Genomic DNA, 19,640 nt, shown 5'->3' on the forward strand with positions numbered 1-19,640 from the left:
CTTGAGAGGCTGAGCATGGCTTATCAGTTCGATTTTCTGCCGGTGGTGCAAAACACCGAGTTACTGCTGCGCGGTGCGCTGTTCACCCTGGAACTGACGGCCATCGGCACGTTGCTCGGGGTCGGCCTGGGCATCGTCGGCGGCGTGGTGCGGGCGTGGAACATTCGCCCGTTCGCGGCGCTCTTCGGTGTGTACGTGGAATTGATCCGCAACACACCGTTCCTGGTGCAGTTGTTTTTCATCTTCTTCGGTTTGCCGTCCCTGGGCCTGCAGATTTCCGAATGGCAGGCGGCGGTGTTGGCGATGGTGATCAACCTCGGCGCCTACTCCACCGAGATCATCCGCGCCGGTATCCAGGCCATCCCGCGGGGGCAATTGGAAGCGGCCGCGGCCCTGGCGATGAGCCGCTTCGAGGCCTTCCGCCACGTGGTGCTGCTGCCGGCATTGGGCAAGGTCTGGCCAGCCCTGAGCAGCCAGATCATCATCGTGATGCTCGGCTCGGCGGTCTGTTCGCAGATCGCCACCGAAGAGTTGAGCTTCGCCGCCAACTTCATTCAGTCGCGCAACTTCCGCGCCTTTGAAACCTACGCACTGACCACGCTGATCTATTTGTGCATGGCGCTGCTGATCCGCCAGTTCCTGAACTGGGTGGGGCGCCGCTACATTGCCAGGAGCGGCCAATGAGCGATTTCACTTTCTGGGACGTGGTGCGCAACCTGCTCACCGGCCTGCAATGGACCCTGGCGCTGTCGCTGGTGGCATTTATCGGCGGCGGTGTGATCGGCTTGCTGGTGATGGTGCTGCGCATCTCCAAAAGCGCCCTGCCCCGTAACATCGCCCGTACCTACATCGAGTTGTTCCAGGGCACGCCGCTGTTGATGCAACTGTTTCTGGTGTTCTTCGGCGTGGCGCTGGCCGGGGTGGAGATTTCGCCGTGGATGGCGGCGGCCATTGCCCTGACGCTGTTCACCAGTGCCTACCTGGCGGAGATCTGGCGCGGTTGTGTCGACTCGATTTCCAACGGCCAGTGGGAAGCCTCGGCGAGCCTGGCCCTCAACCCGCTGGAGCAGTTGCGCTACGTGATCCTGCCCCAGGCCCTGCGCATCGCCGTGGCGCCGACCGTGGGCTTTTCCGTGCAGGTGGTCAAAGGCACTGCCGTGACTTCGATCATTGGCTTTACCGAACTGACCAAGACCGGCGGCATGCTCGCCAACGCCACGTTCGAGCCGTTCATGGTCTATGGCCTGGTGGCCCTCGGTTATTTCCTGCTCTGCTACCCCTTGTCCCTCAGTGCGCGCTACCTGGAAAGGAGACTGCATGCCTCTGCTTAGAATTACCGCCCTGCATAAATACTACGGCGATCATCACGTGCTCAAAGGCATCGACCTGAGCGTCGAGGAAGGCCAGGTGGTAGCGATCATCGGCCGCAGCGGCTCGGGCAAATCCACCTTGCTGCGCACCCTCAATGGCCTGGAGTCGATCAACGACGGCGTGATCGAAGTCGACGGCGAATACCTTGATGCCGCCCGCGCCGACCTGCGCAGCCTGCGACAGAAAGTCGGAATGGTGTTCCAGCAATTCAACCTGTTCCCGCACCTGACAGTGGGCGAGAACGTGATGCTCGCGCCGCAAGTTGTTCAAAAAGTGCCCAAGGCCAAGGCGGCCGTACTGGCGCGGCAGATGCTGGAGCGGGTCGGGCTTGGGGAGAAATTCGACGCCTTCCCCGACCGGTTGTCCGGCGGCCAGCAGCAACGGGTGGCGATTGCCCGCGCCCTGGCAATGTCGCCGAAAGTGCTGCTGTGCGACGAAATCACCTCGGCACTGGACCCGGAACTGGTCAATGAAGTGCTCAGCGTGGTGCGGCAACTGGCCAAGGAAGGCATGACCCTGATCATGGTCACCCACGAAATGCGTTTCGCCCGGGAAGTGGGCGACAAACTGGTGTTCATGCACCAGGGCAAGGTGCATGAGGTGGGCGATCCCAAGGTGCTGTTCGCCGCTCCGCAGACCGCGGAGCTGGCGAACTTCATCGGGACGGTCGAGCCTGTGGCCTGAGGTTTGTGGTGCCGGCTCTGGCCTCATCGCGAGCAAGCTCGCTCCCACAGGTTCTCGGTTGCCGGCTATTGCGCAGGCGAGACAAAACACATGTGGGAGCGAGCTTGCTCGCGATTGACCGCGAAGCGGTCGCCTTTGCGTTGGCGTAAGCGGTCGATCGTGGCAGGATGGCGAGGTTATCGACCGAGACTTTTTGACCATGCCGCAATCCCAAGCCAAGAATCTGTCCCTGATCGCTGCCATCGACCTGGGCTCCAACAGCTTCCACATGGTCGTCGCCAAGGCCCAGAACGGGGAAATCCGCATTCTTGAGCGGCTCGGCGAAAAGGTCCAACTGGCCGCCGGGATCGACGAAGAGCGCAAGCTCAGCGAAGAATCCATCCAACGCGGGCTCGATTGCCTCAAGCGGTTTGCCCAACTGATCAACGGTATGCCCCTGGGCGCGGTGCGGATCGTCGGCACCAACGCCCTGCGCGAGGCACGCAACCGTGGCGAGTTCATCCGTCGCGCCGAAGAGATCCTCGGCCATCCGGTGGAAGTCATCTCCGGCCGTGAAGAAGCCCGCCTGATCTACCTGGGCGTCTCCCATACCCTGGCCGACACTCCGGGCAAGCGCCTGGTGGCGGACATCGGTGGTGGCAGTACCGAATTCATCATCGGCCAGCGCTTCGAACCGCTGCTGCGCGAAAGCCTGCAGATGGGCTGCGTCAGCTACACCCAGCGTTATTTCCGCGACGGCAAGATCACCCCGGCCCGCTACGCCCAGGCCTACACGGCGGCGCGCCTGGAAATCATGAGCATCGAACACGCCCTGCACCGCCTGACCTGGGACGAAGCCATCGGCTCCTCCGGGACCATTCGCGCCATCGGTCTGGCGCTCAAGGCTGGCGGCCACGGTACTGGGGAGGTCAACGCCGAGGGCCTGGCCTGGCTCAAACGCAGAGTGTTCAAGCTCGGCGAAGCGGACAAGATCGATTTCGAAGGCATCAAGCCCGATCGCCGGGCGATTTTCCCGGCGGGCCTGGCGATCCTCGAAGCGATTTTCGACGCCCTCGAACTGCAACGCATGGACCACTGCGAGGGCGCTCTGCGCGAAGGCGTGCTCTACGACCTGCTGGGGCGTCATCATCACGAAGACGTGCGTGAACGCACCCTGGGCTCGCTCATGGAGCGTTATCACGTCGATCTGGAGCAGGCCGCACGGGTCGAACGCAAGGCACTGCATGCCTTCGACCAGGTGGCCGATGACTGGGACTTGAACGACGGGGTCTGGCGCGAATTGCTGGGCTGGGCCGCCAAGGTCCATGAAGTGGGCCTGGACATCGCCCACTATCACTACCACAAGCATGGCGCCTACCTGATCGAGCATTCGGACCTGGCGGGCTTCTCCCGAGAAGACCAGCAGATGCTCGCGCTATTGGTGCGCGGCCATCGGCGCAACATTCCCAAGGATAAATTTGCCGAGTTCGGCGATGACGGCATCAAGCTGATTCGCCTGTGCGTACTGCTGCGTTTTGCGATCCTGTTCCATCACATCCGTGGCACCCAGGAAATGCCGCAGGTCGCCCTGCATGCCGACGGCGATCAACTGGACGTGATGTTCCCCGACGGATGGCTGGAAGAAAACCAGTTGACCCAGGCCGACTTCGCCCAGGAAGCCGACTGGCTGACCCGGGTCGGGATTGTGTTGAACATTCACTGAGCCCCGCCACAACACAGATCTATTGTGGCGAGGGGATTTATCCCCGTTGGGCCGCGAAGCGGCCCCAAAGAGTTGGAAGGTAATCAACCTGACACAACTGGCTGGCAGGTTTCAGGGCTGCTTCGCAGCCCAGCGGGGCGGTGCGACGTTTCGCTAAATCCCCTCGCCACAGATATCCTTAAACCATCAGAACTGCATCACCCCAACCTTAACGAACCGCCAACACCGGGCTGCTCAAGCGCTCCAGCAATGTCGCCTGGGCGCTGCGCGGGTTCTGGTTGCCGGTCGGCGTGTTGCGGATGTAGCGGCCATCCGACTGCAGGCTCCAGCTGTGGGTGTTGTCGGTGAGGTAGCTTTCCAATTCCTTCTTGACCCGCAGGATCAGCTTCTTGCCTTCCACCGGGAAGCAGGTCTCGACCCGTTTGTCGAGGTTACGCTCCATCCAGTCGGCGCTGGACAGGAACATCTGCTCCTCCCCGCCGTTGAGGAAGTAGAACACCCGGGTATGCTCCAGGAACCGCCCGATGATCGAGCGTACATGGATGTTGTGGGACACCCCCGGGATGCCCGGCCGCAGGCAGCACATGCCCCGCACCACCAGGTCGATGCGCACACCTGACTGGCTGGCCTTGTACAACGCGCGGATGATCTTCGGATCGGTCAGCGAGTTGAACTTGGCAATGATGTGGGCCGGCTTGCCGTCCAGGGCGAACTGCGTCTCCCGGGCGATCATGTCGAGCATGCCCTTTTTCAAGGTGAACGGCGCGTGCAACAGTTTCTTCATGCGCAGGGTCTTGCCCATGCCGATCAATTGGCTGAACAGCTTGCCGACGTCTTCGCACAAGGCATCGTCGGAGGTCAGCAGGCTGTAGTCGGTGTACAGGCGGGCGTTGGCAGCGTGGTAGTTGCCGGTGCCCAAGTGGGCGTAACGCACGATCTCGCCGGCCTCACGGCGCAGGATGAGCATCATCTTGGCGTGCGTCTTGAAGCCGACCACGCCATAGATCACCACCGCGCCGGCCGCTTGCAGGCGGCTGGCCAGTTGCAGGTTGGATTCTTCGTCGAAGCGGGCGCGCAATTCGATCACCGCGGTGACTTCCTTGCCGTTTCGCGCCGCGTCCACCAGGGCATCGACGATTTCCGAGTTGGCGCCGCTGCGGTACAGGGTCTGGCGCACCGCCAGGACGTGAGGGTCCTTGGCGGCCTGGCGCAGCAGGTCGACCACCGGCGTGAACGACTCGAACGGGTGCAACAGCAGGATGTCCTGCTTGCTGACCACGCTGAAAATGTTCTCGCTGTTTTGCAGCAGTTTCGGGATCTGCGGCGTGAACGGCAGGTATTGCAGTTCCGGGTGACTGTCCAGGCCGGTGATGCTGAACAGTCGGGTCAGGTTGACCGGACCGTTGACCTGATACAGCTCGGTCTCGTGCAGGTTGAACTGCTTGAGCAGGTAGTCGGACAGGTGTTTCGGACAGGTGTCGGCCACCTCCAGGCGCACCGCATCGCCGTAGCGACGGGAGAACAGCTCGCCGCGCAGGGCGCGGGCCAGGTCTTCGACGTCCTCGGTGTCCACCGACAGGTCGGCGTTACGCGTCAAGCGGAACTGGTAGCAACCCTTCACCTTCATGCCTTGGAACAGGTCATCGGCGTGGGCGTGGATCATCGACGACAGGAACACATAATTGTCGCCCGGGCCGCCGACATCTTCCGGCACACGGATGATGCGCGGCAACAGGCGCGGCGCCGGAATGATCGCCAGGCCGGAATCGCGACCGAAGGCGTCGATCCCTTCCAGTTCGACGATGAAGTTCAGGCTCTTGTTGACCAGCAGCGGAAACGGGTGCGTCGGATCGAGACCGATCGGCGTGATGATCGGCGCGATCTCGTCGCGGAAATAGCGGCGCACCCAGGTCTTGATCTTGGTGTTCCAGTAACGCCGGCGGATGAAGCGCACCTGGTGCTTTTCCAGCTCCGGCAACAGGATGTCGTTGAGGATCGCGTATTGCCGGTCCACATGACCGTGGACCAGCTCGCTGATACGGGCCAGGGCCTGGTGCGGTTGCAGGCCGTCGGCACCCGCCTGTTCACGGGCGAAGGTGATCTGCTTCTTCAGGCCGGCGACGCGGATTTCGAAGAACTCATCCAGGTTGCTGGAAAAGATCAGCAGGAATTTCAGCCGTTCCAACAGCGGATAGGACTCGTCCAGCGCCTGCTCCAGCACGCGGATGTTGAACTGCAGTTGCGACAGCTCGCGATGGATGTACAGGCTGCTGTCATCCAGGTTCGGAATGGCAATCGCCGGCGCCGGGGCGGGCTCGACGACGGCCGGGGGAGCGGGCTCCAGCTCCGGCGGTGTTTCGGCAACTTGCTCGACCACGGGTTGAGCGTCTTTTACGGCAACTTCGGAGAGTCCTTCGGTATTCATCGCAAGTTCCTGGGAGGCTATTTCTGCTCTCGTAACAATTGGGCGGCGCGCACGGCAAAGTAAGTCAGGATGCCATCAGCGCCTGCGCGCTTGAAAGCGGTCAAGGACTCCAGGATCACCCCTTCGCCCAACCAACCGTTCTGGATCGCGGCCATGTGCATGGCGTACTCGCCGCTGACCTGATAAACAAAGGTCGGCACTTTGAATTCGTCTTTGACCCGGCAAAGAATGTCGAGGTAGGGCATGCCAGGCTTGACCATGACCATATCTGCCCCCTCTGACAAGTCAGCCGCCACTTCGTGCAAGGCTTCCTGACTGTTGGCCGGGTCCATCTGATAAGAGGCCTTGTTGGCCTTGCCCAGGTTCAGGGCCGAGCCGACCGCATCGCGGAACGGGCCGTAATAGGCGCTGGCGTACTTGGCCGAATAGGCCATGATCCGCACGTTGACGTGACCGGCCACCTCGAGGGCTTCGCGGATCGCCTGTATGCGCCCGTCCATCATGTCCGAGGGGGCCACCACCTGGGCACCAGCCTCGGCGTGGGACAGCGCCTGCCTGACCAGTGCATCGACGGTAATGTCGTTCTGCACATAGCCCTCTTCATCGAGGATACCGTCCTGCCCGTGAGTGGTGAACGGGTCCAGCGCCACGTCGGTGATCACCCCCAGCTCCGGGAAACGCGCCCGCAGGGCACGCGTCGCCCGTTGGGCGATGCCCTCCGGGTTCCAGGCCTCGGCGGCGTCCAGGGACTTGAGCGCCGGTGGCGTGACCGGGAACAGGGCCAGCGCCGGAATGCCCAGCTCGACCCAGTGGGCGGCTTCTTCGAGCAGCAGGTCGATGGTCAGGCGTTCCACCCCGGGCATCGACGCCACCGCTTCGCGACGGTTCTCACCGTCCAGCACGAATACCGGCAGGATCAGGTCATCGGTGGTCAGCACGTTTTCACGCACCAGCCGACGAGAGAACTCATCACGGCGGTTGCGACGCAGGCGGGTAGCAGGGAACAGACGATTGGCGGGGGTAAAGCTCACGGCAGACTCCTGAGCCCGCAGACGGGCGAGCGTGACAGTTATAAGCGGACATTATGACGGACGTGTGACAGTTGTGCTAAGACGCGACCGGTAGTCGCAGTCATTGTCTTCTGTAGGAATTGTTCACGTCGAGACACATTTCGATACTTTCCTGAATGTGCCTGAAGGGTTAGGCTGCGCGTTCATTTCGCCAGCACCCAGACAATGCTCCAACAATTTCTGCATGACTTCGGCTACTTGGCCTTGTTTATCGGCACGTTCTTCGAAGGCGAAACCATCCTCGTGCTCGCAGGTTTCCTGGCGTTCCGTGGCTATATGGACATCAACCTGGTGGTGGTCGTGGCGTTCTGCGGCAGCTACGCGGGCGATCAGCTGTGGTATTTCCTGGGACGCAAGCACGGCCGCAAGCTTCTGGCGCGCAAGCCGCGTTGGCAGTTGATGGGGGATCGCGCGCTGGAACACATTCGCCGGCATCCGGACATCTGGGTGCTGAGCTTCCGTTTCGTCTATGGCCTGCGCACGGTGATGCCGGTGGCGATCGGCCTGTCGGGCTACCCGCCGGGCCGCTACCTGTTGCTCAACGGCATTGGTGCGGCGATCTGGGCCACGGCCCTGGCCGCTGCCGCGTACCACTTCGGCGCCGTGCTGGAAGGCATGTTGGGCAGCATCAAGAAATACGAGCTGTGGGTACTCGGCGCACTGCTGGTACTGGGCCTGGTCCTGTGGTTGCGCCGACGCATCAAGAATGCGCGGCTGGCCAGGAAAGTCCTCGAAGCCGAACGCCTGGAACAAGCCAGGTCCGACGCACCTACGACGCCAACCGAGTAAACCGGCTGCGGCAGCAATACAGCCCGATGCCACTGAGCAGGCTGTAGCTGAGCAGACCAACCCAGGCCACAGCGCTGGCCGGCCACAACCCGGCCAAGGGCGCCAGCCACACCAGCGGCAGGTTCGAGGCCAGCCGCAACAGCTCCAGCTTCAGCGCCCACGGGCGATTCTCCAGGGCCACGCCCAACACGAACAGACCGAACGCCACCACGCCCCACCCCAGCACCAGGGCGGCGACCGGCAGGCTGCTTTCAAGGTTCATCAAATAACTGCCCAAAGCAATGTAGACGCAGAACTGCAGCCCCACGTACCACTGCTGGGCGCGGGTCCAGCGGCACGGTGAATTTGTGGAACTGGCTCAGGTCCGGCTTGTTCAGCGGGTACAGGGCCGCGACGTCCGCCGGACGCCAACCGGTGGGCATGAACCAGATCCGCAGCTTGTCCCACCAGCGTCCGGCCCGCCGCGCATCGGCCCATAGCTGTGCATAGAACTGCAGGTTGGCCCACAACGGATTCCAACTCGCCAGCGGCGTGGTCACGCCAAAAATCACCGGCTCGTTATCGTCTTCTTCTTGGAAGGTGCCAAATAGACGGTCCCAAATAATGAACACCCCGCCGTAGTTGCGATCCATGTAGAGAGGGTTCTGTGCATGGTGGGCACGATGATTGGACGGCGTCACGAAACACCACTCCAGCCAACCGAGCTTGGGAATGTGCTGGGTGTGGACCCAGAACTGGTACAGCAAATTCAACGCCGCGACGCTGACGAAGACCACCAGCGGCACGCCCAGCACGGCGAGCGGAACGTAGAAAATCCAGCTCAACAGGAACCCGGTGCTGGTCTGGCGCAACGCGGTGGAGAGATTGTAGTCCTCGCTTTGGTGGTGAACCGAATGGGCGGCCCAGAGGATGTTGCGCTCATGGCCCATGCGGTGCAGCCAGTAGTAACAGAGGTCGTAGAGCACGAAGGCGAACACCCAGGTCCAGACCCGGTCGGCAGGCAGTTCGATGACGGCCAGGTGTTTCAGCGCAAAAGCGTAGGTCACCAGCCCCACGCCTTTGGTCAACAGCCCCGTGGTGGTCGACAGCACGCCGGTGCTCAAGCTGTTGATCGCGTCCGCCACGCGGTAGTGGCTCACACCCCGCCAGCGGTCGGCCAGCAACTCGACGGCGATCAGCACGAAGAAGAACGGCACGGCATACAGGATGAAGTTCATGACGCAACCCGGGCATGCGAGGTAGGGGGATAGTCGGCAGATTAGGTGTAGCTGCCCGATCCCCCTATGGCAACGAGTGACAAATTAGTAGACATTTAACGCCATGAATCTGGAGAAAAGCCCATGAGCAAAAAAATTGCAGTGATCCTTTCCGGCTGTGGCGTGTATGACGGCGCCGAGATCCACGAAAGCGTGATCACCTTGCTGCGTCTCGACCAGCGCGGGGCGCAGGTCCAGTGCTTCGCCCCCAACATTGCCCAACTGCATGTGATCAATCACCTGACCGGCGAGGAAATGCCCGAGAGCCGCAACGTGTTGGTGGAGTCGGCGCGGATCGCCCGGGGCAACGTAAAGGATTTGCGTGAAGCCAGGGTCGAGGATTTCGACGCCTTGATCGTACCCGGTGGTTTTGGCTCGGCGAAAAACCTCTCCAACTTTGCCGTCGAAGGCGCCGGCTGCACCGTCCAGCCAGAGGTCCTGGCCTTGACCGAAGCCTTTGCCGAGGCGGGTAAACCCGTCGGGCTGATCTGCATCTCCCCGGCCCTGGCGGCCAAGATCTATGGCCCGGGGGTGACGTGCACCATCGGCAACGACCCGGACACGGCGGCAGCCGTGGGCAAAATGGGCGGCACTCACGAAGACTGCGCGGTCACCGACATTGTCGAAGACCGCGCGCGCAAACTGGTCAGCACCCCGGCCTACATGCTGGCGCAGAACATCAGCGAAGCGGCCTCAGGCATCAACAAGCTGGTGGACCGGGTGTTGGAGCTGACGCACGAGAACGACGCCTAGCAACACGCCGAGCCCCGGTGGGAGCGAGCTTGCTCGCGAAGGCGGTGTGTCAGCCGATAGAGATGCCGGTTGATCCGACACTATCGCGAGCAAGCTCGCTCCCACAGGGGTTACACAGGACTCAAGCCATTCGGGCCAGGCGCGTCAGAATCCGATCCAAAGCATTGGCAAACCCCTGCTTGTCCCGCTCGCTGTACGCCGCCGGGCCGCCGCCCATATGGCCCTGTTCGCGCAGATCGGTGAACAGGTTACGCACCGACAGCCGCTCGCCCATGTTTTGCGCGTCAAACTCCTTGCCTCGCGGGTCCAGGGCCGCAACGCCCTTCTTCACCAACCGATCTGCCAGGGGCACGTCGCTGCAGATCACCAGCTCACCCGGCACGGCATGTTCCACCAGGTAGTCGTCCGCCGCGTCAGGGCCGCTGGGCACCACGATCAGCTTCACACAGGCCAGAGCCGGCTTGATCTGCGGTTGACCGGCCACCAGCACCACCTCGAACCGGCGCTTCAGGGCGAACTTGACCACCAGTTCCTTCGCCGCCTTGGGACAGGCATCGGCGTCGATCCATACGCGCATTGGAGTTTTTCCTCTTTTTAAATGCATCGCGAGCAAGCTCGCTCCCACACAGGACAGCCTACATCGTGTGGGAGCGAGCTTGCTCGCGATCATGAGCGCAGCGAATGCCGCTGTTCAGGAAACCTGGACCCGACGCTTCTCCGCTACCCAACTGCGACCATACAGCACCACGATCGCCAGGATCGCCACCACTTGAGCGGCCAGCGAATAGGCATCGGCATGAATGCCCAGCCAGTCGAAGTCGAAGAAGGCCACCGGATGGGTGCCGAAAATCCCGGCTTCCTGCAACGCCTTCACGCCATGACCGGCAAACACCACCGACAGTGCGCATAGCAACGCGGCGTTGATGCTGAAGAACAGCGCCAGCGGCAGTTTCGCCGAGCCGCGCAGGATCACCCAGGCCAGCCCCACCAGCAACACCAGCGCTGTCGCACCGCCGGCCAGCACTGCGTTATGCCCGGCAGGACCCGCTTGCAACCACAGGGTTTCGTAGAAGAGGATCACTTCGAACAGTTCGCGATAGACCGAGAAGAACGCCAGGATCGCAAACCCAAACCGACCACCGCCGCCCACCAGGCTGCTCTTGATGTAATCCTGCCAGGCCGCCGCGTGACGACGGTCGTGCATCCAGACACCCAGCCACAGCACCATCACACTGGCGAACAACGCCGTCGCGCCTTCGAGCAGCTCTCGCTGTGCGCCGCTGACGTCGATCACATACGCCGCCAGCCCCCAGGTCGCCAGGCCGGCCAGCAGCGCCAGGCCCCAACCGACGTTGACGCTGCGCACCGCCGACTGCTGGCCGGTGTTGCGCAGGAACGCCAGGATCGCCGCCAGCACCAGGATCGCTTCCAACCCTTCACGCAGCAAGATCAGCAACCCGGAGATGTAGCTCAGCGACCAGCTCAAGCCATCGCCACCCAGCAGGCCAGCGGACTCTTTCAGTTTGGCCTTGGCCACGTCCAGGCGCTGTACGGCCTGCTCCACCGGCAAACCGTCCTGCAACGACTGACGGTAGGCCATCAGGGCCTTTTCGGTGTCCTTGCGCACGTTGGCATCGACGTTGTCCAGCGAGCTTTCCACCAGCTCGAAACCTTCCAGGTAAGCCGCTACCGACAAGTCATAGGCTTGGTCGTGGTCACCGGCGCGATACGCCGCGATGCTTTTATCCAAGGTAGCGGCGGTGTAGTCGAGCAACTGCGCCGGGCCACGTTGCACCTGCGGCGGTTGGGCACGCTGGGCACGGAATGTCGCCGCCGCTGCGGGGCCTTGCGCGGCGAGCACTTCGGCCGGGGTCTGGCGCGCCAGATCAGCGAGATTAAAGGCCTGCTCACTTTTTGCCGCGGCCGGGTCGGCGCTGAAACTGGCGATGTAGGTTGCCAGGTCCCAGCGTTGACGGTCGTCGAGCTGATCGGCGAAAGCCGGCATGTCGGTGCCTTCGATACCCATGCCGAGGGTGTTGTAGATCCCATAGAGACTCAGGCGATCCAGGCGCTGGGCGTCGCGCAAGTTGGCGGGCGGCGGTTCCAGGCCAACACCGGCAGGACCGTCGCCGGCACCGTTGGCGCCGTGGCACACCGAGCAATTCTGCGCATACAGCGGCGCGCCGCGGGCGGGGTCGGGCGTGATGACCGGTGCCTGGCTGACTTCATACGCTACCGCCAGCTTGGCCCCCAGTTGCCGCGCCAGGCGGGCGACATCGCCGCCGTCCTGGCGCTGGGTGATCGCCGTGCGCAGGGCCCCAATACCTTGAACCAGCTCAGTCTTTTCCGGCTTGGCCGGCAACCCGGCGACCACCCCGTCCAGCGCCTGGGTAAACTCCAGCTGCTCGTGGTATTCCGCCTCGTCGATGACCTTGCCCGCCTCGACCGTCGCCGGGTAATCCGCCCCGATGTAATCCAACAAATGCAGCGCCTGGGGGGCACTCTCGAGGGTGTCGGCCTGCAGCGCAGAGCTGCACAAAGCAAGCAATGGCAGTACAAGCCAGGCCAGGAAACGGAACGGCGCAGTCATGAATGACTCTCAGTTGGTAATAAGAAGTAACACATTGTTCACTTCCAATGGCTTCGGCTCAAGGGCGGATGTGGCCTGGGCGCCGATTTTCATCGGATTTTAATGCTTTGGAGGTGATGTCACAAAAACAGCATTTAGGAATTGAAAAGCCATTACATAGCCAAGCGCCATGTTTATAATCCCGCCGCCTTCTTATTATTCGATGGCATAAAAGCTCCTCTTTTTATGAGGAACCGACAGCGTTCCGACGTTTGTCCGTGGGATCGCTCCAGCCCGACCCGCACACCCCGGCTGTTATCAGGGAAGAAAATGTTCATGGCATCCCGTGCCGTTCTTTCGGTCGCCCTCGGCGCGATCACCTTGTTGTCCGGCTGCTCGGCCTTTCGCAACTATGACAACGAGTTGGCCCAGACCAACCAGCAATTGGCGTCCGGCAACGTCGACGGCGCATTGACCCTGCTGGAAAAGAACAACTCCAGCCAAGACAAGGACCTGCTGTACTACTTCGAGAAAGGTGAGCTGTTGCGTGCCAAGGGTGACTTGTCCGGCAGCCAGACCGCCTGGAGCAGTGCCGACCGACAAGTTGCCCAGTGGGAAGATTCGGTCAAGCTCGACACGGCCAAGTACCTGGCCCAGTTCGGCAGTTTCCTGGTCAACGATAAAGTCCGCCGCTACGAAGGCTATGACTACGAAAAGGTCATGCTGACCACGCAGATGGCCCTGAACCTGCTGGCGGTGAATGACTTCGACGGAGCGCGGACCCAGATCAAGAAGACCCACGAACGCGAAGCGGTGATCGCCGACCTGCGGGACAAGGAATACCTCAAGCGCGAGGAAGAAGCCGAGAAACAAGGGGTCAAGACCGAATACAAGGACCTCCAGGGTTACCCGGTGGCCAGCCTCGACGCCCCGGAAGTGGTCAGCCTCAAGAACAGTTACCAGAGCGCATTCAGCCATTACCTGGCCGGTTTCGTCTACGAAGCCCTGGGTGAAAAGGACCTGGCCGCACCGGGTTATCGCAAGGCCGCCGAGCTGCGCCCCAACACACCGCTGCTGGAGCAGGCCCTGCGTAACCTCGACAAGCCCGTCGCCAAGAGCGACGACAGCGACATCCTGATCGTGGTGCAGAGTGGCCTGGCACCGTCCCGGGATTCGATCCGCATTCCCTTGCCCTTGCCAATCAGCGGCAACCTGGTCATCACGCCGCTGTCGTTCCCACTGATCAAGCCCGACACTTCCACGGCCACCTTCGGCCAGATCGGTGTCGACGGCCGTCAGCTGGACCTGACCCAACTCAACAGCACCACCGCCATGTCCCGTCGGGCCCTGCGCGACGACATGCCGGGCATCATCCTGCGCACGACTGTGCGCGCCGTCACCCGTGGCGTGGCGCAAAAGCAGATCAACGAGACCAATCCCCTGGCGGGCCTGGCCGTCGGCCTCACTTCGGCGGTATTCGAAGGGGCCGATACCCGGACCTGGCGCACCCTGCCCGACTACACCCAGGTGGTGCGCCTGCGCCTGAAGAAAGGCGAGCACCAGGTCACCTTGCCAAGCGCGGTGGGCGGCTCGGTGGTCAAGGTCACCGTGGACCAGCGCTACCAGGTCATCAGCCTTCGCGCCGTGGGTAACCAAGTGTTCGCCGGTGGCCTCGCGGCCCAGGTGATGCCAAGCGCCAACCCGACCGCCATTGCCCTCAAGCAACCTTAAGAACGGAGTCTTGTTCACATGCGTTTAAAACTGATCGCCGTCGGCGCCCTGGCCTTGCTGGCCGGTTGCGCCACCCCGCCGCCACCGGAACCGGGCAGCGCCGCCAGCAAGGTCGTGGCGATGGGCAAGACCAAGAACATCGTGGTCGGCGCCATGCGCGTGGCCCGGGAAAACGGCTACATGACCGTCAATGTCCAGTTGAGCAACACCAGCTACAACAACAAGACGATGTACTACCGCTTTGCCTGGCTGGGGCCGGAAGGCTTTCCGATCGCCGAGGAAGAAACCTGGAAAAGCCTGACGCTGTACGGCGAACAGACCAGCTTCCTGCCGGCCATCGCTCCGACGCCCAAGGCCGTGGATTTCCGTTTGGAAATCAATACCCCTTAAAGACGCAAAAAAACTGTGGGAGCGAGCTTGCTCGCGATAGCGCTGGATCAGCCAGCCACGATGTGACTGACACACGGCTATCGCGAGCAAGCTCGCTCCCACAACAAACGCCCGAGTGAAGCGTTATCCCTTTTTTTCAGTTTTCGAGAGCCACACATGTTCGTACGCATTTCATCCCTCGCCCTCGCCGCCCTGCTGGTCAGCGGCTGCGCCAACAACTCGCCGGTCCTGGGCAACAAGAACATCAGCTACGGCGATACCAAGGCCGTGGAAACCGTGACCAACGAGTTCGGCTCCACCGACCTGCAAATGATCGCCGAATCCATGACCCGCTCCCTGGCCCAGTCCGGCATCCTGCAGGGCCGTCCGGTGGTCCAGGTCTATGACGTGAAGAACAAGACCAGCGAATACATCGACACCCGCGAAATCACCACCAGCATCAAGACCCAACTGATGAAGACCGGCGCCGCCCGTTTCGCCAGCGACAACACCGCCATGGACAGCCAGGTCGACCAGCTCAAGCTGCAGAACCAGAGCGGCCTGTACAAGAAAAGCACCGTGGCCAAGACCGGCAACATGATCGCTGCCAAGTACCGCCTCGAGGGCTCCATCAGCTCGATCGTCAAGCGCAGCAGCGACTACAAGGACGTCTTCTACAAATTCAGCCTGCAATTGATCGACGTCGAGAGCGGTCTGGCCGAGTGGATGGACGAAAAAGAAATCCGCAAGACCACGGAGCGCTAAACCATGCGCACATGGATAGGCATCATGGCCCTGGCCTGCGCATTCAGCGCGCAGGCGGCCCCAAAAGTCGCAGTGACTGACCTGGCGTACCAGGAGCGGGTGGAGGAATACATCCACACCGTTTCAGCGCAGAGCAACTTCCAGGCGAACCCCTACAGCGCCAGCGCTTCCTCGAGCTACGACGAGATGGAAGCCACCAGCAGCTACATCGAGCAGGGCGAACTGCGCAAGTTCACCGGCGACATCAAGGGCGAGATCCTGCGCAGCGGGATGTTCCAGCTGACCCAGGGCACGCCCCACACGGCAGCGTCCAATGGCGACGTCTATGACGTTATCAAGCGCATCAAGGCCGGGAACTTCAAGGGTGCCGACTACGTGCTGTTCGGCACGGTGTCGGACATCGACTTCACCCGCGACATCAACGAGCTGGCCAATACCGACAGCTACTCGGCCGTGCTGGCGCTGACCCTGGTGGCGGACTTCAGCCTGATCAACACCAAGACCTACGAAATCACCTCGGCCTTTACGGCCATGGGCGAAGGCCAGGACACCAAATTATTGAACCACCGGGACGTGCGTATCAGCCTCAACCGTCCACGGGTGGTGCGCGAAGTGTCCAAGGCCCTGGGTGAAGATGTGGCGCGGCAGCTGAGCGAACAACTCGGTGGCCCGAGCTACCAACAGCCCGGCGAGCCGATGCAGCGCAATAATCTGCCCCGGGATACCGCGCCGGTGATCCTGCGCTGAGCCACACCGCTCGGTAAATGCTTAGATACTTCTGTGGCGAGGGGATTTATCCCCGCTGGGCTGCGAAGCAGCCCCAAGAATTTTGCGAGTGCTGCGCACTCGAGCGGGGATAAATCCCCTCGCCACAGGTGTTGTGTATAGCCGGTTACACCGCAGCCTTGCGAATCGTCGCGAGCAAGCCCGCCGCGCCGATGAACAGGCCAGCAAACGTGCGATTCATCCGCCGTTGCTGCTTCGGTGTGCGCAACAGGCGCAGGACCTTGGACGCCAACCCGGTGTACCCCGCCATGACGATGAGATCGACGACGATCATTGTGACGCCCAGGATCAGGTATTGCTGGATCAACGGTGCGTGGGGATTGATGAACTGCGGCAACACCGCCAGCATGAACACCAACGCCTTGGGGTTGCTGACGTTGACCAGAAAACCGCGAAACACCAGAGCCAAAGGGTTGCCGATAGGCCGCACGACGGAATCATCACTGATATCGCCAGGGATGGCCCGCCACTGTTTGACACCCAGGTAGACCAGGTAGGCCACGCCGAACCACTTGATCGCATAGAACGCGGTGGCCGACGCCGTGAGGATCGCGCCAACACCGGCGGCGACGATCACGATTTGCAGCGCCAGGCCCAGTTGCAGACCCAGGGCATTCCAATAACCGCGCCAAAACCCGTAGCGCAAGCCACTGGACATCGATGCAATGGCGCCGGCGCCCGGGGAAAGACTGATCACCCAACAGGCGGCGAAAAACGCCATCCATGTTTCCAGCACCATTGCACACCTCGGCTCGGATTCGTCGAAAACGGCTAAGCTAATGCGCCGCCGCAGGATTGACCATCGCTTTTTTGTAAAAAAAGGCCAATCGGCGAGGCCGGATTATTCGACGAACCCACCCACCGGAAACGCTTCGCTGCCACGCCAGCGCCGTACCGAACGCTGGAAGAACAGGCTGTTGGGCACTTGCACCATGGCGCTGCCGGTGCCGAGTTCCTCGGGTTCGATCAGCGTGGTGTACAGCAGATTGATCGCCACCACGCGCCCTTTGATGCCAGGCTTGTCGGTGGTGTCCACCAGCTCGACCACATCGCCCAGGCGAAACGGTCCTACGGTGTAGATCAACACGGCGCAGAACAGGTTAGACAGCACGCTCCAGATGGCGAAGAACGCCACCGCTGCCACCGCCACGAAACCCGAGATCGCCGTCCAGAGTACCGTGGCCGAGACACCCAGGCGCTCCAGCGCCACCAGCACGGCACTGCCCATGATCAGCCAGCGCAGCACACCGCGCAGGATGATCACCAATTGCGTCGGCAGTGGGTAGCGCTCGCCGAGGCCCGTGAGCGCACGCGCAACGAACCGCTGGGCGACATATCCCACCAACAGGATCAGCAGGATTTGCACACCGAGCCAGATCGGCTCGATCCACATGACAGGGACAGGCAACGCCAACGCTTCCATCAGGACAACGCCTCCAGCTCCGCTTGCAGGTTTTCCAGCAGTTCCAGGGCTTGCATCCACGCCTCCTCGAGCTCCGCTTCCCGAACTTTCAGCCTGGCCTGTTCGGCCAGCAGGTCACGCAACTCGTCCTTGCGCGCCGCCTCGTAGAGACCACTGTCGCCCAGGCTGGTTTCGATTTTCTGCAGCTTTTCATGCAGCTTGCCCAGCTCGGCTTCGAGCTTGTCGGCCTCGCGCTTGTGCGGCGCCAGTTGCTGGCGCAATGCGGCGGCGGCCTGGCGCTGGGCCTTTTTGTCGGTCTTGTCCGGGTTGACCGGCGTGCTGCTGACCGGCGCGTTGCGCTGGCGGTATTCCACCAGCCAACGGGCATAATCTTCCAGGTCACCGTCGAATTCCTCGACCTTGCCGTCGGCGACCAGGAAGAAATTATCCGTGGTGCTCTTGAGCAAATGCCGATCGTGGGACACCACCAGCACCGCGCCACTGAATTCCTGCAAGGCCATGGTCAGGGCCAGGCGCATTTCCAGGTCCAGGTGGTTGGTCGGTTCGTCGAGCAGCAACAGGTTCGGCCGGCCCCAGGCGATCAACGCCAGCGCCAGGCGCGCCTTTTCGCCACCGGAGAAATTCAGCACCGGCTCGTCGATGCGTGCCCCGCGAAAATCGAACCCACCGAGGAAATCGCGCAGGGTTTGCTCGCGCTCGGTTGGCGCCAGGCGTTGCAGGTGCAGCAGCGGGCTGGCCTTGGAATCCAGGGAGTCGAGCTGGTGCTGGGCGAAATAGCCAACGACGGTGTTTTCGCCTCGGGTCAAGCGTCCAGCCAATGGCTGCAGTTCGCCCGAGAGGTTCTTGATCAGGGTCGACTTACCGGCCCCGTTGGGGCCCAGCAGACCGATCCGCGCACCTGGGGTCAGTTGCAGCTTGACCTTCTCCAGCACGGTCTTGTCGCCATACCCCAGGCGCGCGTCGGACAGGTCGATCAACGGGCTGGAAATCTTGGTCGATTCGCGGAAGACAAAATCGAATGGCGAATCGACGTGGGCCGCCGACAGCTCTTCCATCCGCTCCAGTGCCTTGATCCGGCTCTGGGCCTGGCGGGCCTTGGTGGCCTGGGCCTTGAAGCGGGCGATGTAGCTTTCCATGTGCGCACGTTGCGCCTGTTGCTTCTCGTAGGCCTGCTGTTGCTGGGCCAGGCGTTCGGCACGGGCGCGCTCGAAGGCACTGTAGCCGCCGCGGTACAAGGTGAGTTTGCGCTGGTCGACATGGGCCACGTGATCCACCACCGCGTCGAGGAAATCGCGGTCGTGGGAAATCAACAGCAGCGTGCCCGGGTAACCCTTGAGCCAGTCTTCGAGCCAGATGATGGCGTCGAGGTCCAAGTGGTTGGTCGGTTCATCGAGCAGCAGCAGATCCGAAGGGCACATCAGGGCCTGCGCCAGGTTCAGGCGCATCCGCCAGCCACCGGAGAAGTCCCCGACCTGGCGGTCCATCTGTTCATTGGTAAAGCCCAGGCCGGCGAGCAACTTGCGCGCGCGGGCATCGGCGGTATAGCCGTCGGCACTGTCGAGTTCCGCGTGCAGGCGGGCCTGTGCGGCACCGTCGTGGGCCGCTTCGGCTGCCGCCAAGTCGCGTTGCACCTGGCGCAGGCGCAGGTCGCCATCGAGCACGTAGTCCACCGCCAGACGATCGAGGGTGTCGACCTCCTGGCGCATGTGAGCGATACGCCAGTCGGCCGGCAGCAGGCAATCGCCCGAGTCCGGGTGCAGCTCGCCTCGCAGCAAGGCGAACAGGCTCGATTTGCCGGCGCCGTTGGCACCGATGAGGCCGGCTTTGTGGCCGGCGTGCAGGGTCAGCTCGGCGTCTTCTAGCAGACGTTGCGGGCCACGCTGTAAAGTCAGGTTCTGAAGTCGGATCATAATGGCGGCGGAGTCTACCAGCTTCGCTCGCAACTGG

The 19,640-nt window shown here is 62.2% G+C and carries 17 protein-coding genes and 1 pseudogene; 10 read left to right on the forward strand and 8 right to left on the reverse strand.

The window, feature by feature from the left end; all coding sequences use genetic code 11:
• Nucleotides 1–15 precede the first annotated feature (15 nt).
• From AB7M32_RS03310 to ppx, 4 genes are all read left to right on the forward strand, one after another.
• A complete protein-coding gene (locus tag AB7M32_RS03310) occupies nt 16–684 on the forward strand; it encodes an amino acid ABC transporter permease (protein ID WP_454249078.1) in 669 nt (222 codons plus the stop codon).
• Entirely contained in the window at nt 681–1,331 is a 651-nt protein-coding gene (locus AB7M32_RS03315) for an amino acid ABC transporter permease (RefSeq protein ID WP_053126442.1), read from the forward strand. Before AB7M32_RS03310 ends, AB7M32_RS03315 begins: the two co-directional genes overlap by 4 nt.
• Complete coding sequence (locus AB7M32_RS03320) at nt 1,318–2,055, forward strand: amino acid ABC transporter ATP-binding protein (protein WP_454249079.1); 738 nt, start codon at nt 1,318–1,320, stop codon at nt 2,053–2,055. The genes AB7M32_RS03315 and AB7M32_RS03320 overlap by 14 nt, the downstream gene beginning before the upstream one ends.
• A gap of 199 nt (nt 2,056–2,254) precedes the next feature.
• Nucleotides 2,255–3,757, forward strand: coding sequence for an exopolyphosphatase (ppx, locus tag AB7M32_RS03325; protein WP_072405984.1), 1,503 nt, complete (start codon nt 2,255–2,257; stop codon nt 3,755–3,757).
• Nucleotides 3,758–3,965: 208 nt separating this feature from the next.
• Here ppx and ppk1 read toward each other — a convergent pair whose 3' ends face one another.
• Both ppk1 and hemB read right to left on the reverse strand, forming a co-directional pair.
• Complete coding sequence (ppk1, locus tag AB7M32_RS03330; protein ID WP_454249080.1) at nt 3,966–6,182, reverse strand: polyphosphate kinase 1; 2,217 nt, start codon at nt 6,180–6,182, stop codon at nt 3,966–3,968.
• Between the two features lie 17 nt (nt 6,183–6,199).
• Entirely contained in the window at nt 6,200–7,213 is a 1,014-nt protein-coding gene (hemB, locus tag AB7M32_RS03335) for a porphobilinogen synthase (RefSeq protein WP_072405986.1), read from the reverse strand.
• A 204-nt stretch (nt 7,214–7,417) separates the two neighbouring features.
• On the opposite strand from hemB, the gene AB7M32_RS03340 reads away from it, so the two are divergent.
• Nucleotides 7,418–8,041 carry a DedA family protein gene (locus AB7M32_RS03340; protein WP_072405987.1) on the forward strand — a complete coding sequence of 208 codons (624 nt, stop codon included), beginning with the start codon at nt 7,418–7,420 and terminating at the stop codon, nt 8,039–8,041.
• Here the strand turns inward: AB7M32_RS03340 and AB7M32_RS03345 are convergent.
• Nucleotides 8,022–9,258, reverse strand: a pseudogene (locus AB7M32_RS03345) (sterol desaturase family protein). The gene AB7M32_RS03340 and the pseudogene AB7M32_RS03345 sit on opposite strands and share 20 nt — an antisense overlap.
• Nucleotides 9,259–9,381: 123 nt before the next feature.
• On the opposite strand from AB7M32_RS03345, the gene elbB reads away from it, so the two are divergent.
• Nucleotides 9,382–10,050, forward strand: coding sequence for an isoprenoid biosynthesis glyoxalase ElbB (gene elbB, locus AB7M32_RS03350; RefSeq protein WP_158455144.1), 669 nt, complete (start codon nt 9,382–9,384; stop codon nt 10,048–10,050).
• Between the two features lie 121 nt (nt 10,051–10,171).
• Here the strand turns inward: elbB and AB7M32_RS03355 are convergent, their stop codons facing one another.
• Together AB7M32_RS03355 and AB7M32_RS03360 are read right to left on the reverse strand one after the other, a co-directional pair.
• Nucleotides 10,172–10,627 (reverse strand): YaiI/YqxD family protein, encoded by a 456-nt coding sequence (locus AB7M32_RS03355; protein WP_454249081.1) that lies wholly within the window; start codon nt 10,625–10,627, stop codon nt 10,172–10,174.
• Between the two features lie 114 nt (nt 10,628–10,741).
• Nucleotides 10,742–12,640 (reverse strand): FTR1 family protein, encoded by a 1,899-nt coding sequence (locus tag AB7M32_RS03360; protein WP_454249082.1) that lies wholly within the window; start codon nt 12,638–12,640, stop codon nt 10,742–10,744.
• A 315-nt stretch (nt 12,641–12,955) separates the two neighbouring features.
• Here AB7M32_RS03360 and AB7M32_RS03365 point away from each other — a divergent pair, with 315 nt between their 5' ends.
• The 4 genes from AB7M32_RS03365 (at nt 12,956) to AB7M32_RS03380 (ending at nt 16,231) form a co-directional block, all read left to right on the forward strand.
• Entirely contained in the window at nt 12,956–14,350 is a 1,395-nt protein-coding gene (locus tag AB7M32_RS03365) for a COG3014 family protein (RefSeq protein WP_454249083.1), read from the forward strand.
• A gap of 18 nt (nt 14,351–14,368) precedes the next feature.
• Entirely contained in the window at nt 14,369–14,740 is a 372-nt protein-coding gene (locus tag AB7M32_RS03370; protein WP_003206754.1) for a YcfL family protein, read from the forward strand.
• Between the two features lie 156 nt (nt 14,741–14,896).
• Nucleotides 14,897–15,484, forward strand: coding sequence for a penicillin-binding protein activator LpoB (lpoB, locus tag AB7M32_RS03375; RefSeq protein WP_003177333.1), 588 nt, complete (start codon nt 14,897–14,899; stop codon nt 15,482–15,484).
• Nucleotides 15,485–15,487: 3 nt separating this feature from the next.
• Entirely contained in the window at nt 15,488–16,231 is a 744-nt protein-coding gene (locus AB7M32_RS03380; RefSeq protein ID WP_072405997.1) for a penicillin-binding protein activator LpoB, read from the forward strand.
• A gap of 145 nt (nt 16,232–16,376) precedes the next feature.
• Here the strand turns inward: AB7M32_RS03380 and rhtB are convergent, their stop codons facing one another.
• The 3 genes from rhtB to AB7M32_RS03395 all read right to left on the reverse strand — a co-directional run bounded on the left by rhtB (nt 16,377) and on the right by AB7M32_RS03395 (nt 19,603).
• The gene (gene rhtB / locus AB7M32_RS03385; RefSeq protein WP_454249084.1) at nt 16,377–17,009 is read right to left on the reverse strand and encodes a homoserine/homoserine lactone efflux protein; all 633 of its coding nucleotides are present in this window, start codon (nt 17,007–17,009) and stop codon (nt 16,377–16,379) included.
• 102 nt (nt 17,010–17,111) lie between these two features.
• Nucleotides 17,112–17,693, reverse strand: coding sequence for a mechanosensitive ion channel family protein (locus tag AB7M32_RS03390; protein ID WP_072406002.1), 582 nt, complete (start codon nt 17,691–17,693; stop codon nt 17,112–17,114).
• Nucleotides 17,693–19,603 (reverse strand): ATP-binding cassette domain-containing protein, encoded by a 1,911-nt coding sequence (locus tag AB7M32_RS03395; RefSeq protein ID WP_092443020.1) that lies wholly within the window; start codon nt 19,601–19,603, stop codon nt 17,693–17,695. Before AB7M32_RS03395 ends, AB7M32_RS03390 begins: the two co-directional genes overlap by 1 nt.
• Between the last annotated feature and the right edge of the window lie 37 nt (nt 19,604–19,640).

The organism is Pseudomonas sp. R151218B TE3479, from assembly GCF_053629195.1.

What these genes read in the sequence shown, in the direction of transcription:
- ppk1 (WP_454249080.1), bottom strand. Translation starts at nt 6,182, where the DNA reads ATGAATACCGAAGGACTCTCCGAAGTTGCCGTAAAAGACGCTCAACCC.
- AB7M32_RS03365 (WP_454249083.1), top strand. Translation starts at nt 12,956, where the DNA reads ATGGCATCCCGTGCCGTTCTTTCGGTCGCCCTCGGCGCGATCACCTTG.
- elbB (WP_158455144.1), top strand. Translation starts at nt 9,382, where the DNA reads ATGAGCAAAAAAATTGCAGTGATCCTTTCCGGCTGTGGCGTGTATGAC.
- AB7M32_RS03340 (WP_072405987.1), top strand. Translation starts at nt 7,418, where the DNA reads ATGCTCCAACAATTTCTGCATGACTTCGGCTACTTGGCCTTGTTTATC.
- AB7M32_RS03390 (WP_072406002.1), bottom strand. Translation starts at nt 17,693, where the DNA reads ATGGAAGCGTTGGCGTTGCCTGTCCCTGTCATGTGGATCGAGCCGATC.
- lpoB (WP_003177333.1), top strand. Translation starts at nt 14,897, where the DNA reads ATGTTCGTACGCATTTCATCCCTCGCCCTCGCCGCCCTGCTGGTCAGC.
- AB7M32_RS03320 (WP_454249079.1), top strand. Translation starts at nt 1,318, where the DNA reads ATGCCTCTGCTTAGAATTACCGCCCTGCATAAATACTACGGCGATCAT.
- AB7M32_RS03355 (WP_454249081.1), bottom strand. Translation starts at nt 10,627, where the DNA reads ATGCGCGTATGGATCGACGCCGATGCCTGTCCCAAGGCGGCGAAGGAA.
- AB7M32_RS03380 (WP_072405997.1), top strand. Translation starts at nt 15,488, where the DNA reads ATGCGCACATGGATAGGCATCATGGCCCTGGCCTGCGCATTCAGCGCG.
- AB7M32_RS03315 (WP_053126442.1), top strand. Translation starts at nt 681, where the DNA reads ATGAGCGATTTCACTTTCTGGGACGTGGTGCGCAACCTGCTCACCGGC.
- AB7M32_RS03395 (WP_092443020.1), bottom strand. Translation starts at nt 19,603, where the DNA reads ATGATCCGACTTCAGAACCTGACTTTACAGCGTGGCCCGCAACGTCTG.
- AB7M32_RS03370 (WP_003206754.1), top strand. Translation starts at nt 14,369, where the DNA reads ATGCGTTTAAAACTGATCGCCGTCGGCGCCCTGGCCTTGCTGGCCGGT.
- rhtB (WP_454249084.1), bottom strand. Translation starts at nt 17,009, where the DNA reads ATGGTGCTGGAAACATGGATGGCGTTTTTCGCCGCCTGTTGGGTGATC.
- AB7M32_RS03310 (WP_454249078.1), top strand. Translation starts at nt 16, where the DNA reads ATGGCTTATCAGTTCGATTTTCTGCCGGTGGTGCAAAACACCGAGTTA.
- ppx (WP_072405984.1), top strand. Translation starts at nt 2,255, where the DNA reads ATGCCGCAATCCCAAGCCAAGAATCTGTCCCTGATCGCTGCCATCGAC.
- AB7M32_RS03360 (WP_454249082.1), bottom strand. Translation starts at nt 12,640, where the DNA reads ATGACTGCGCCGTTCCGTTTCCTGGCCTGGCTTGTACTGCCATTGCTT.